Here is a 13,876-nt window from a genome sequence, read left to right as displayed (position 1 = left end):
AGCTGCTCATGGACGTCCTTCCCGCCACCAGCCTGCAAATAAAAAAGCTAAAGATACAAAAAGGATAGCCCATGATGGCAGCAACGGTGTCGCTGTGCGCTCGGTTACAATATGAGCATTTCTGTGTGGAAAACTCAGCGAATCAGATGGAGCATGTGCAAGCGTAAGGCCGGGCAGCGTCTTTTCAGTGGGGTGATCACCCGTCCAGAAAATATGACCACCGCTTTTTTGTACTATTGCTTTCATATTGTCGGCCGTTGCGCGCAGGTCAGCGAACTCTTCAGTATTCAGAGGGGCAGGTGCAGTAAAAGTTTTATGTGTGCCGTCGCTTACTTCCCATATCCCTGCCTGCTCAGCCTGCATCTGACCATGCGTAGTGCCACTGGTCTGCCCGGTTTCGCGGAGTTTCAGCTCTGAAGATTTGCCATCAGGTGCGCGCACCTGAACCGTTATGGCGTTTTTATCTGCTGCACTGCGGCGTACGACGCTCAGAGTGCCGTCATGAAGGCTGGCGTGCAGCTGTTCTTCCTCCAGTTCTGGTTCTTTCATCAGCCAGTGGGAGATACGGCGGAGCAGCTCAGCCTGCGGGCCACCACCACCTTCACCGCGCGACCATAGCCAGATCTGATCAGAAAGCAGGAAAGCAACCCGGCCATTTTCTTCTCTGTTCAGCACGAGCAGAGGGCTGCTGTCAGGGCCGCTTAGCAGCACCTGCCCGTGAGTGCTGTCAGCTTTGAGAGCGCGGTACCACGGGCCCCATTGACCAGGTATCGTTTTTTCCGCTGGCGTTTTCACCCCGGGTGCCGGCGCACCGGGCAGGTTTGCTGTGACCGGGTGTTTGCGCCCGGCATCTGTGAGCTGTGGACGGAAAGCCTGCTGGGTTATGCCAGAGACATGTGCAGGCAGAATGCCGCCTACAGGAGTGTCCTGCAGCGAGCCATTACCTGTAAATTCAGGTCCGCCTGTAAGAAGCAGCCCACCGCCTTTTTTTACGAACCTGGCAATATTATCCAGATACTCGTAGGGCAAAATGTTCATATTCTCAAAACCATCAAGGATAATGAGGTCGAACTGATCAATTTTATCCTGAAACAGGGCTTTTACCGGAAAAGCGATCAGAGCCAGCTCAGAAATCGGGGTGCCGTCGTCTTTATCCGGTGGCCGCAGAATGGTGAAGTGAATCAGATCAACAGAAGGATCAGCTTTAAGCAGACGGCGCCAGACCCGCTCACCCTGGTTTGGTGTGCCTGAAATCAGCAGTACACGCAGGCGGTCACGAATGCCGTTCATATTAACGGTGGTCTGGTTATTGAGAGAAGAGGCTTCACCCTCGAGAGGAGAAGCCGTGAGGCTGACAAGGAGTTGCCCTGTGTGAGAAACAGGGATTGAAATATCCTGTGGTTTGCCAGTCAGAACAGGAATAGTGAAGGGAGCCTCACCATTCACCTGTATTTTCAGCTCTGCTTTTGTGTCAGGTGCAGTGCCTGGTCCGCTGTCATCTACCTGCACGCGTAACGATACAGGTTGTCCGATAATGGCGTAGGGCGGAGCCTGCAATATTCGCAGGCGGCGGTCAGTTTCTTCGCCTTTGCCTGTCAGCAGCAGGTGCAGAGGCAGGTGCGTTGTTACGCCATCCTGTGACGTTGCTGCGAAACGTTCTGGCAGCGTGTGAGGAATATCAGAGACTTGGCCATCGGTGAGCATAATTGCCCCGGCAAACTGGTCTGCCGGAATATCGGCAGCTGCCTGTTCAAGGGCGTCAAACAGGCGGGTTCCGTCCTGCGGTGGGCTGTTAAGTGTTACTGTGCGTAGTGTAAGACCTTCAGTTTTGGCCTGTGTGAGAATATGCGCCGCCTGCTGCGCCAGCTGTTCGCGGTTTCTGATATGCATGGAAGGGGAGTTGTCGACAACCAGCAGGGCAGTTTGTGGCAGTGGGCGCCAGTGTTCATGTAGTTTCTGTGGTCCGCTCAGCCAGAGCAGAACCAGCAGAATGCCAGCAAGCCTGAACAGGGCTCCCTTTGTGCGGCGCATAATGGCATAGCAGCATAGCGCAAAGGCCAGAATGCCGAGGCAGATGAGAAACCAGAGCGGCAGCAGAGGAGAGAAGTCTGCTTCGTGCATAAGACGGTTAAGCATGATTTACTCCCCTCCCAGTCGTTTAAGCAGGGCAGGCACATGAAGCTGATCTGCTTTATAATTACCGGTCAGAGCATAAATCACCGCATTCACACCAAAGCGATATGCTGTTTTTCGCTGCGCAGCTCCCTGCGGGATAACAGCATAGGGAGAGTTACCGGTATCATCGACAGCCCAGGCATGGGCCCAGTCGGCTGAACCGATAATGACCGGGCTTACATCATCATTTTCTGCTTCTCCCTCGCGGGTGACCCAAACCGGTTGTCCGGCATACCGGCCAGGAAATTCGTGCAGCAGATAAAAAGTATGAGCCAGCAGATGGTGGTCGGTCATTTCTGTCAGCGGAGGGATAGGCAGGCCATTTGTAACACGGCGTAATGCCGCAGCAGTGCCCGGAGCATCGCCGGCAAAATTCTCTGACGAACTATCAGCACTCTGGTCGTTCATATCCTGTCCCTGAGTGTCAATAAACAGAATGCCGCCATGTGCCATAAAAGATGTCAGGGCAGCGGTCTGTGCAGGAGTGACCTGCGCATCAGCCGTGACCGGCCAGTAAATCATGGGGTAATAACTCAGGTCACTTTTACCTGGTATAACTCCGTCAGGAGAGCCGAGGCGGGCTGATGTTCTGGCATTGGTGTAGTCAGACAAACCCTGCAGCCCCTGACGAGAGACATCGTCAACTTCTTTATGCCCTGTGATGATGTAGGCCAGCCTGGTTTCAAGAGCAGCAGGTGGTGAGTTTTGCATTGCTTCCTGTGCTCTGGCTGAGGGAGAGAGCATGATGAAACAGGCAAGGAGAGAGGCTCCTGATTTAATAGATCGTTTTGTGCCCGGAAAGCCTGAGCGAAGCAGCAATGTAAGCATTGTGTCGAGGCAAAGCAGCATGAGTGCCCCTGCCAGGCAAAAGCCTGCAAGGTGCGTGTCTGGTCTGTGACCCGACGGATCAAGCAGCGGGCCGGCGGGCTTTTCTGCCTTTAACGCTGGCAGGGCTGTGCCGGCATTCAGGGCTAGTCTCATAGATTTGGGACCATAAAGCCCCGGAGGGTGCTGCTCAGAAACAGGTGTGCTGGTAAAGGCATCGGCTCTCAGGCTGCGTGCCTCTGGTGGTGGCAGGCCTGGCACGCCGTCACCATCAAGCGTTAAGACCGGGGCAAGAAGGCTGTTATCTGCCGGGGCACTGACACCATTTGCCTGGTCAATAAGACGTTGCAGCATACTGACAAACAGGCCTGAGAGTGGCAGTGAGGACCAGTCGGCTGTGCTGCTGACGTGAAAGAGTATGATCGTGCCTTTCCCCAGTGTCGTGTAGGTAACAAGCGGAGTGCCATCCTGCAGTCTGGCCCAGTTATGGGATGACAGATCAGCAACGGGGCTCGCGAGAATTTGCCGTGAGACCGTGACATCTGCCGGTACCTGCAAGCCGTGGAAGGGCGATGTCGTATCAAACGCAGCAAGTTTTTGTGGAGTGCCCCAGGTCATGGTGCCCCCCAGTTGCCGTGCTCCTGACAACAGGGGAACCGGTAGAAGATCAGTTGCTGCGTCAGCAGTTCTGGCAGCTTCAGTATTTTGTGCATTTTCCTGATTGTGCCCGGCCAGGGTGGGGCCTGCAAAACGAATAAGGGTGCCACCCTGTTCAATCCATTTAGCCATTGTATGACGTACGGCCGGGTCAGACAGTGTGCCATCAGGAGCGATAATGACTGAAAGTGACTGCTGGAGGAGTGACGCTCCTGTACCTTCGTGCAGTTCTGCCGTTGGACTCAGGGCACGCCGCAGGTAAAATAAGGGGCCTGTCAGGCGGGTGTCAGATGCTCCTGACGTAATCAGCCCGACAGGGTGCATACGGTCACCTTCATCAAGGAGGAAGGCAGACGCTGCGCCTGGCAGCCCGTTAAGCGTGATGCGATCAATACGGTTCATTACTGCTGAGGGCAGGCTGGCAGAAATATCAGCCTGCGTGGCACTGGCCGGCAGAGTGAGGGGAATAGTCGCCAGTGTGCCACCTTCCTGCGTGTGCAGGCGTACAGTTATCTGGCGCGGATGTGGTGCGGGCAGAGTGACAAGCTGAGCTATCGCCGTATTATGAGCTCCGGTCGCAGGTTTGAGCACATAAACCGGTGCGTCAGGAAAACGGATCTCCCGTACAGGTCCCATCGTCTGCAATGCCTGAGCAAAAGCAGCATCACCTTCGGACGCCACACCATCTGACAGATAAATAACGGTGCCAAAATGACCAGGCGGGTGGATTTTTGAGAGTTTTGCTATTTCAGCCCGTCGCACACCCCACGGCACAGGACGTAACTGAGTGAGTGTGCGTCTGACAGTCTCAGCCGGCCGGGGCGTGAAAGGTGAGGTTGCCGTGTCTGCTGTATTGCTCGTCGCAGTGAGAATGAGTGAAACCTGACGTCTGGTCAGAGCGGCGTTATCAACGATATTTAAAGCCGTTCTCAGACGTTTGCTCCAGTCAGGGGCTGTCAGCATACCGTTATCAATAACGAGAGCTATGGCACCATTGCCTGAAACAGGCAGCGGTGTGCCGGTAATAACAGGTTGTGACAGGCCCAGTATGAGCAGGCTGACAGCCAGTAAGCGTAAAATCAGCAGCCACAGGGGAGATTTGGCTGCATCATTTTCGGTCGGGCGCAGCGTGCGCAGAATTTGCAATGGCGGAAAGCGCATCTGGCGTGGGCGTGGCGGGGTTGCCCTGAGCAGCCACCAGACCAGCGGCAGGGTCAGGAGGCCACATAAAGCCAGGGGAGCAAGAAAAATCATGCAGGCACCTCTGTCAGTTGACCTTTATTATGCATATGCGCCTGTATGCTCATAAGTGCCGGCAGGGGGGAGTTGTTAGTGTTATGTACTGTCAGCGAATGGTTGTGGCGTGTTGCCAGGGCGGTGAGAGCTGTTTCACGCAGTCTGACCTGGTACTGATAGGCATCCTGTAACGACTGAACATGCTGCAGGTCGAGCTCGGGTTCCTGCTCAAGTCCCTCAAAGGTAATGTGCCCTTTATAAGGGAGTGTACGTTCGGCCGGGTCTGCAATTTGCACCAGATGTGCTCTGACCTGCTGGCCGGCACAGTGGCTGAGCAGTTTGCCCAGTTCGGTGTCATCACATAAAAAATCGCTGACTATAATCAGTCTGCAATAGCGGGGTATGAGTGCTGCCGCTGGTAGGGCGGGCACCTGGCCACCATTGTTTCGTAAGGTTTCAAGCAGACCAAGAGCCAGACGTTCAAGCGGGGTCCCTGTCGCATGACGTGTAGCCTGACCTGATGGTGTAAGGATGCGCACGCGCTCACCACTGCGTAAAAGCAGGCTGGCGGTGGCAAGAAGCAGGAGCAGGGCCCGGTCCCGTTTTTCAGGCAGGTCTGAGGCAGAACGCCATTGCATGGAGGCTGATAAATCACACCAGAGCAGAACTGTTTGTGGTGCTTCTGCTTCGGTTTCGCGTACATAAGCATGCTGGCTGCGTGCTGACTGGCGCCAGTCGATCTGTGAGACAGGTTCACCAGGCTGAGCCTGGCGATACTGCCAGAAACTTTCGCCGCTGCCCGCACGGTGCAGGCCGTGCTGCCCGGTGCTCAGAGAGGCTGCGACATGACTGGCTTCAAGCAGAAGCGCAGGCAGGCGCGAAGCCAGATCGTCAGCCTGAGAGGCTATAAACCCTGACAGAGAGCCATCAGCTGGTGCATGTCCCGATGAGGGAGGCTGTGAGGCTGTATGTGTAAAATCATCAGCGACGCTCTGCCTGCCTCTGGAGGAAAGGCGCCCGAGAAAATTTCTGAGGCGCAGGACCGGTGTGCTCAAGAGACTTTAGTCCAGAATTTTTAAAAGCTGTGTCATGACAGAGTCAATCTGCACACCGTCTGCGCGGGCGGCGAAAGTCAGTGCCATACGATGAGCCATAACCGGGCGTGCAAGGGCAATGACGTCATCTATACAGGGAGAGAGGCGACCATCCAGCAGCGCCCGTGCGCGGGTTGCCAGCATAAGAGTTTGTGCTGCGCGCGGACCAGGCCCCCAGGCAATATGACGGCGCAGAGTTTCATCTCTGGTTGTCTCGGGGCGGGCGGCACGGGTCAGTTTTAAAATAGCATCGACTATTTTTTCGCCAATTGGCAGCGTACGGACCAGGGCCTGCGCTTCGCTGAGAATTTCGGTGGAGATAATGCGTTCAGGGGTGGCTTTTTCTGTGCCGGTGGTTGCCAGCAGCATAGCTCTTTCAGCCGCTTCATCAGGGAAGGTGAGTGGAATTTGCAGCATGAAGCGATCAAGCTGTGCTTCTGGCAGCGGATAGGTTCCCTCCTGCTCCATCGGGTTTTGCGTGGCGAGCACATGAAAAGGTGCGGGTAGCTGATGCTCGGTGCCGGCAACGCTCACCTGATGTTCCTGCATGGCCTGAAGCAGAGCAGATTGTGTGCGGGGGCTGGCACGGTTAATTTCATCTGCCATCAGCAGCTGACAGAATACCGGCCCGGGTACAAAGCGAAAGCTGCGTCGCCCTGAGTTATCTTCATCGAGAATTTCGCTGCCGGTGATGTCAGAAGGCATCAGGTCAGGAGTAAACTGTACACGTCGTGTATCCAGGCCCAGCACGGTGCCCAGCGTTGTCACCAGTAATGTTTTGCCCAGTCCCGGTGCACCAACCAGAAGGCAGTGCCCTCCGGCAAGGATAGTGATCAGGGTCTGGTTAACAACCTGGTCCTGACCAAAAATGATGCGCGAGATTTCCTGCTGCACAGCTTTGAGGTGCTCACACAGATCATCAGCTTTTCTGACATCTGGTGCGGCAGAAGGAGAGAGAGCAGCGGAATGTTTTTTGTCTGATACGGCCATGTGTCCAGTCTGTGCAGATATGGGTCTTACATCAAGTAGGGTATTCACCCTATATCATGTCCTGAGCAGTGAAACAGTTATTACAGGATTATCTGTCAGTGCGCGATGAAGAAGATCTACACCTGAACACGACACATTCTTGTTCTGATACAACCTCTGATCGGTCTGCTTCAGGTTCGCAGGTCAGAAAGCTGCCGTTTCTGATTAAAAGAAACGGGGAGTGGCTGTACAAAGGAGAGCCTTTAAATCGTAAGGCGATGGTGTGTCTGTTTGGCTCTGTTCTGACGCGTGATTCGGAGGGGGCTTATCTGCTTCGTACACCTGTTGAAACAGGATATATTGATGTGGAGGATGCTCCGTTTCAGGCTGTGAAGCTTGAGTGGTCGGGGTGTGGCCGCATGCAGAAACTGTGTTTTTGCACAAATACAGATGAGCCTGTTGTCGCTGACCGTGAGCATCCGATTCGGGCCAGATGGCAAATTTCTTCTGATTTTTGTGCAGAGGGTGCCTGTCCGCCTTACCTGACTGTACGTGCCGGTGATGGTCTTTTTCCTGTTGAGGCGCGCCTGTCGCGCTCTGTGTGGTATGAGCTGGCAGCACTGGCTGAGCCCGGGCAGTGTCATGGTATCCCCTGCATGGGGGTGTGGAGCTGTGACAGCTTTTTTCCTCTCTCGTTAATGCCCCCCGAAGAACCTGAAGCATGATGCAGCCTGGCGTGTCAGAGGATTATTCAGAGGGGAGTGCCGGGCTTACGACGAAGCAGCGTGATGCTTTGACTGCCTTGTGGCGTGTTTTGCCTCAGGCGCGTCTGGTCGGTGGTGTTGTGCGAGACCTGCTGGCGGGGCGGCCTGTGTCTGATATTGATCTCGCGACACCAGAGCCTCCGGCAGAGGTTCTGGCCAGCCTTAAAGCTGCGGGTATTAAAGTCGTACCCACTGGCCTGGCGCACGGAACAGTTACAGCTGTGATGGAGGGGCAGCCTTATGAAATTACGACATTGCGGCGCGATGTCACGACTGACGGGCGTCATGCCTCTGTCTGCTGGACCAGTAACTGGGCAGAGGATGCAAAGCGGCGTGATTTTACGATTAATGCGATGTTTCGTGACCGTCATGGGCAGCTGACGGATTATTTCGGTGGTCAGGCAGACCTTGCCGCTGGCAGAGTGCGCTTTGTGGGAGAGGCATCTGCACGCATCCGTGAAGACGCTTTGCGGATTTTACGATTTTTTCGTTTTCAGGGACGTTATGGTGGTACTGAGCCTGATGCTGAGGCGATAAGTGCGATCAGGGAGAATGCAGACTGGCTTAAGCGTTTATCTGTTGAGCGCATCTGGTCGGAAATGCAGAAAATACTAACCGGACAGGGTGCCCGGGGGCAGGTTCGCCTGATGGAGGAGACGGGCGTGCTGTCTGTTCTTTTTCCTTCAGGTGTTACGATTTCCCGTTTCGATGCGCTACTTGCAGCTGGTGCCCCCGCCGATCCGGTTTTGCGACTGGCTGCATTAATTGCGGAAGATCCTTCCGGGCTGGCCAGACGCCTGAAACTGTCACGTGCAGAAACGCGCTATCTGGTAGCAGTGTCGTGTAACAAGGCACCCGTGACTGATATCAGCGATGATGCATTACGTTGTCTCTTATCTGATAAATCTAAAGACCTGCTACTTGCTCTGGTCTGGCTTGCGCAGGCTGACGCGTCATTCTCATCATCTGTTTTGGCAGAATCGTTTATTGCTCTGAGGGCGCGCATCCGCGATATGCCCGTACCGGTTTTTCCGCTGGCAGGTAAACATCTGTGCGACGCAGGACTTGCTACCGGCCCGGATATTGGTCGTGTTCTCACAGAGGTGCGCCAGTGGTGGCAACAGCATGGGTGTCAGGCGGGGCTGGAGGCATGCCTTAAACAAGCCATGAACCTGAGGCAGATAAAATAGCAGCAGAATTTTTTGCTGACGGATTTTACCTCTTGTCGTGAGGCTGGTAGAGGAACGGTATGATGTCTTCACGCTCCTCCGCTTCTGGTACACATTCTGCGTCTTCCGCTTCTCAGGCTCATTCGGTATCTGATGATACAGAGCATGCTCCTCGTGGACGTAAGCGAAAGAAAAAACAAAAACCTGCGCGTAAGGTTTTATCTCCGGATGATACCCGTGCGCTGCTGCGCCGGTTATGGGTGGGGCAGGTCAGGCACTACCCGGGGCGTATTCTGGCTGTTTTGCTGCTGACTGTTGTGATGGCGGCCCTCACGGCGCTTTATCCGCTGGTTATTCAGCGTGCGCTGGATATGTTTGCCTCGCATGATCCGCGTATTCTGTATCAGGTGCCGATGCTCGTGGTGATTGTGACAGCATCAAAAGCTGTGTCACAATATGCGCAGACACTGGCAGCGCAGGGGCTTGTGCTGGTGGTTATTCGTGACCTGCAGAATATCATGTTCAGCCACCTGATACAGGCAGATGTCACCCGGATAGAGCAGGAAGCACCGGCAAAACTGGCCGCACGCTTTACAACAGACGCTGTTTCTATCCGTGAAGCGATGATTAAGGTTGTTAACTCCCTGGGGGATACGGTCACAATTGCAGGCCTTATTGTCTCAATGTTCTATATGGACTGGGAGCTGAGCCTGATTGCTGCGTTACTGTATCCGGTTGCGGTCGTACCTATTCAGAAATTAGGTAAAAAGGTCAGACGGGCTTCAGGCGGGATGCAGGAGCAGATCGGGGAGACTGCGGCGTTTCTGACAGAGAGCTTTTCTCAGGCCCGTACAGTGCGGGTCTACGGTATGGAGCAGGAAGAAACAGCGCGCGCAGTTACATCTTTCGAGCGTCTTCATAAGGCGATGCTGAGCATTACTCAGGGACGTGCCAGAGTTGACCCTCTGCTTGAAGTGCTGGGGGGAACAGCAGTTGCTGCGGTTCTTGGTTTTGCCGGCTGGCGGGCTGCTATGTCTGGCACAACGCTGGGTGATTTTTCCGGGTTCGTTGCGGCTTTGCTGCTGGCGGCACGTCCTCTCAGAGCATTAGGGGCTCTTCACGCCGCCTTGCAGGAGGGGCTGGCCGGACTGATCAGAATTTTCAGTGTTGTCGATGAAAAACCTGCGGTGACTGAGGCTCCTGATGCTGTTCCTTTACCTGCTGGCGGCGGACATCTGATATTTAAAGATGTTGGTTTTATTTATAATGACGGGCGTGTTGGACTTGATTCGTTTAGTTTTGAGGCTCAGGCTGGTCAGGTCGTCGCTCTCGTGGGCTTGTCGGGTGCGGGTAAATCGACAGCTTTATCACTGGTGCCACGCCTGCATGATGTGACATCTGGCAGTATTCTGCTTGATGGCCAGGATCTTCGTCATTTGCAGATTGAGAGCCTGCGTAAAGCCATTGCCTATGTGAGCCAGAACCCGATTCTGTTTGATTTTCCGGTTTATGAGAACATTCTTCTGGGTAAGCCGGATGCATCCGAGGCTGAAGTGCATGCAGCCGCCCGGGCAGCCGCGGCAGAGGGTTTTATTCTTGCGTTACCTGAGGGATATAAAACCTGTGTCGGCTCCGGCGGTCAGTTCCTGTCAGGTGGTCAGCGTCAGCGCATTGCTCTGGCGAGGGCTTTTTTGCGTAACCCGCGGCTGTTGCTGCTTGATGAAGCGACCAGTGCGCTTGATAGTGAAAATGAAGCCGCCGTGCAGCAGGCTCTTGCACGTATTCGCCATGACCGGACAACAATTATCGTGGCGCACCGGCTTTCTACAGTCAGAGCCGCTGATCTGGTTGTGGTGATGCAGGACGGGCGGGCTATTGAGCAGGGTAACCATGACACTCTTATGGAGAAAAATGGTTTATATGCCCGTCTTGTACGTACGCAAAGTCTGGAGCAGTAGAGTGTCTTTTCAGGAATGGTAAAAAGTATAATTATTTGTTTTTAAATAATTTTTTTATGAAAAACGCTATTATTTATAATAGGGCAGCGTTAACATTCTGCATAGTACTGCTTGAAGTGGTTTGATGATCGTGCCACAAAATGACCGAACCGATCGGTCAGCGGTGTGGTGTTGAATGTGCCGTGAGTCGGAAAATCTACACGGTGTATGTTGAAAAGCGGGGAGCAGAATGGCCGAAGTCCATAGTGAACAGTCTGAAGAAGTATCTGCAAAAGAAAATAGTGCACCCCCAAAGAAAAGCGGAACGCGTAAGGTTGTTCTGACAATTGTTATTGTTGCTCTGGCTGTTCTGGCAGGCGTGTATTTTTATCTCACACGTAATGAAGTCGAGACGGACGATGCTTTTACCGCCGGCCGGGCTGTGTCTGTCGCACCGCATGTCAGTGGTTATGTCGTTGGTCTTTATGTCAATGATAACCAGTTTGTTCGCAAAGGGCAGCTGCTTGCGCGTATTGACCCGCGGGACTGGACAGCACAGCGCGATGAAGCCGTGGGTAACCTTGAGCAGGTGCAGGCTGCTTTTGAAGCATCTCAGATGATGTATCTGGTTGCTCAGAAAACGTATCCCGGGCATCTGGTTGAAGCACAGGGCAGCCTTGCCGCAGCGAAGGCTCAGGTATTTAAAGCTGAGACCGATTATAAACGTCAGATGCGTGTGCAGCGTGCTGCAACATCGCAGCAGGATATTGATTACGCACGGGCTGCTCTTGATGCGGCAAAGGCGCAGGTTATGCAGGCTGAAGGTCTTCTGCAGATCGCCGAGCCGGTGCAGCCTAATGTGTCGAATACCAAAATTCAGGTCAGCCAGCAGGAAGGTCAGGTTAAAACAGCTCAGGCCAGGCTTGATAACGCTGTTCTCAACCTTGGCTGGACAGAGCTTCGTGCACCATGTGATGGCTGGATCTCAGAACGTAATATCGAACAGGGTAATTATGTTGCAACGGGTCAGCATGTGTTGTCAGTTGTAGAGCCTGAAGTGTGGGTTGTTGCTAACTATAAAGAAACCCAGATCACTGATATGAGACCCGGCCAGAAAGTGGATATTCATGTTGATGCGTATCCGTCACTTAAGCTGAAAGGGCATATTGATTCGCTGCAAAAGGGAACGGGAGCAACATTCAGTGCGTTCCCTCCCGAAAATGCTACGGGCAACTATGTTAAAATTGTTCAGCGTGTTCCGGTTAAAATCATCATCGATGAAGGGCTGAACCCTGAACAGCAGCTGGCGCTTGGTCTGTCAGTCGAGCCGGTTGTGCATGTTGATACTCCCGGACGTCCGGATGGTGTTCCGCCCCGGACAACATCTGCTGCACAGCCAGTTCCATCAACGGTGACTGAAAATACAAAATAATGAGTACACAGCCCGGAACATCTGCGGCAGAGTGGAAGCCTCGCCATAATCCCTGGATTGTGGCGTTCGTGGTGACCATGGCCGCATTTATGGAAATTCTGGACACGACCATTGTAAACGTGTCGTTGCCACATATTGCGGGTAGCCTGTCGAGCACATATGACGATGCGACGTGGACGCTGACAGCTTACCTGGTTGCCAATGGCATTGTGCTGACAATTTCTGGCTGGCTGGGTAAGGTCTTCGGGCGCAAACGTTATTTTATGATCTGTATCACCATGTTCACAGTGTCTTCGTTTCTGTGTGGCATGGCGACATCGCTGACCCAGCTTATCGTGTTCCGCATGATGCAGGGGTTCTTCGGGGGTGGTTTGCAGCCGGTGCAGCAGTCGATCATTCTTGACAGTTTCCCTCCGGCAAAACGTGCCGCTGCTTTTGGTCTGACAGCCATTGCAACAGTAGTGGCACCAGTTATCGGGCCGACGCTTGGTGGCTGGATCACGGATAACTTTGAATGGCGCTGGATCTTTTTTATCAATGTGCCTTTTGGTTTTCTGACAACTCTTGGTGTGATTCTCACAGTTGATGATCCGCCGTGGGCAGTAAAGCAGAAATCTCCTATTGATACAGTTGGTATCTGTCTGATTACGCTTGGTTTCAGTTGTCTTGAGGTCATGGTTGACCGCGGAGAAGATGCGGACTGGTTCGGTTCAGACTTTATTCGTATTATGGCCGTTATGGCGGTTCTGGGTTTAGGAGGCGCTATTTTCTGGCTGCTGCGTGCAAAACGCCCTGCAGTTGATCTGCGCGTCTTTAAAGACCGCAATTTTGCTGTTGCCACAACTCTGATGGGGGCTATGGGAGCGTTGCTTTATGCCTCAGCGTTAATTGTGCCTCAGTTTGCACAGCAGGTGATGGGGTATACGGCAACATTGTCAGGCCTGGTATTGTCTCCGGGCGGGGTTGCTGTGATTTTTCTGATCCCGCTGGTCGGCAAATTAATGACGAAGACCAGTGTGCGTAATGTTATCGCGCTGGGCTTTACGCTTATGGGATGCTCGTTCTTTTTCTCAGCCGACCTCGTGCCGACCCTCGATTTCAGGCATCTTGTGCTTTTCCGTATGAGTCAGACAGCCTGTCTTGCATTTCTGTTTGTGCCACTTTCGACTATTGCTTACTCGACTATTCCTAAGCATCTTAACTCTGACGCTTCTGCTCTCTTTTCAATGGCGCGTAACGTGCTGGGGTCACTAGCAATTTCGGGTGCGACGGCTTTGCTGACAGAACGCCGGCAGGCTCATCAGGCTCATATGGTGCACTGGATGACCCCTTATCATCAGCCTTATAACGATTACCTCAATCAGGTGCAGGCTGCTGCCCAGGCCAGAGGGGCGACACATCAGGCTGCGGCTGCTGTTGCGCAGCATAGTCTGTTCAGTGAGTTTTCACGTCAGATCTCTATTCTGACGTATAATGAGGTCTTTATGACACTGGGTATCGGTGCTTTTTTATGCGTGCCACTATGTTACCTGCTGTCTCCTCTTAAAGGAGACGGTAAGGCAAAACCAGCTCATTAATTTACTGAAAAAGGTCGCTTCGGCGGCCTTTTTTAGTAAGG

Annotated in this window: 9 protein-coding genes; 5 read left to right on the top strand and 4 right to left on the bottom strand. The window is 53.5% G+C overall.

Features of this window, described 5'->3' with window-relative positions:
• Positions 1–6: 6 nt before the first annotated feature.
• Genes HK11_RS05620 through HK11_RS05605 form a run of 4 tightly spaced genes read right to left on the bottom strand, consistent with a single transcriptional unit; the run spans position 7 to position 6,977 of the window.
• Entirely contained in the window at positions 7–2,136 is a 2,130-nt protein-coding gene (locus HK11_RS05620; protein WP_086554366.1) for a hypothetical protein, read from the bottom strand.
• A 3-nt stretch (positions 2,137–2,139) separates the two neighbouring features.
• Positions 2,140–4,911: a DUF4159 domain-containing protein gene (locus tag HK11_RS05615; RefSeq protein ID WP_086554365.1), complete on the bottom strand. Its 2,772-nt coding sequence runs from the start codon at positions 4,909–4,911 to the stop codon at positions 2,140–2,142.
• Positions 4,908–5,948 carry a DUF58 domain-containing protein gene (locus HK11_RS05610; RefSeq protein WP_086554364.1) on the bottom strand — a complete coding sequence of 347 codons (1,041 nt, stop codon included), beginning with the start codon at positions 5,946–5,948 and terminating at the stop codon, positions 4,908–4,910. The genes HK11_RS05615 and HK11_RS05610 overlap by 4 nt, the downstream gene beginning before the upstream one ends.
• Positions 5,949–5,954: 6 nt before the next feature.
• A complete protein-coding gene (locus tag HK11_RS05605; RefSeq protein WP_086554363.1) occupies positions 5,955–6,977 on the bottom strand; it encodes a MoxR family ATPase in 1,023 nt (340 codons plus the stop codon).
• A gap of 191 nt (positions 6,978–7,168) precedes the next feature.
• Here HK11_RS05605 and HK11_RS05600 point away from each other — a divergent pair, with 191 nt between their 5' ends.
• From HK11_RS05600 to HK11_RS05580, 5 genes are all read left to right on the top strand, one after another.
• Complete coding sequence (locus tag HK11_RS05600) at positions 7,169–7,681, top strand: DUF1285 domain-containing protein (RefSeq protein WP_233127782.1); 513 nt, start codon at positions 7,169–7,171, stop codon at positions 7,679–7,681.
• Complete coding sequence (locus HK11_RS05595) at positions 7,681–8,910, top strand: CCA tRNA nucleotidyltransferase (protein ID WP_086554499.1); 1,230 nt, start codon at positions 7,681–7,683, stop codon at positions 8,908–8,910. The genes HK11_RS05600 and HK11_RS05595 overlap by 1 nt, the downstream gene beginning before the upstream one ends.
• Positions 8,911–8,969: 59 nt before the next feature.
• Entirely contained in the window at positions 8,970–10,847 is a 1,878-nt protein-coding gene (locus HK11_RS05590) for an ABC transporter ATP-binding protein (RefSeq protein ID WP_233133336.1), read from the top strand.
• 229 nt (positions 10,848–11,076) lie between these two features.
• Complete coding sequence (locus HK11_RS05585) at positions 11,077–12,258, top strand: HlyD family secretion protein (RefSeq protein ID WP_086554361.1); 1,182 nt, start codon at positions 11,077–11,079, stop codon at positions 12,256–12,258.
• Positions 12,258–13,835 carry a DHA2 family efflux MFS transporter permease subunit gene (locus HK11_RS05580; protein WP_086554360.1) on the top strand — a complete coding sequence of 526 codons (1,578 nt, stop codon included), beginning with the start codon at positions 12,258–12,260 and terminating at the stop codon, positions 13,833–13,835. The genes HK11_RS05585 and HK11_RS05580 overlap by 1 nt, the downstream gene beginning before the upstream one ends.
• Positions 13,836–13,876 lie beyond the last annotated feature (41 nt).

It is taken from the genome of Acetobacter sp. DmW_043, assembly GCF_002153485.1.
In the GTDB taxonomy this organism is placed as follows: Bacteria; Pseudomonadota; Alphaproteobacteria; order Acetobacterales; family Acetobacteraceae; genus Acetobacter; species Acetobacter thailandicus.
The sequence above is the reverse complement of the archived record's forward strand: the minus strand, read 5'-3'. Positions and strand labels throughout refer to the sequence as shown.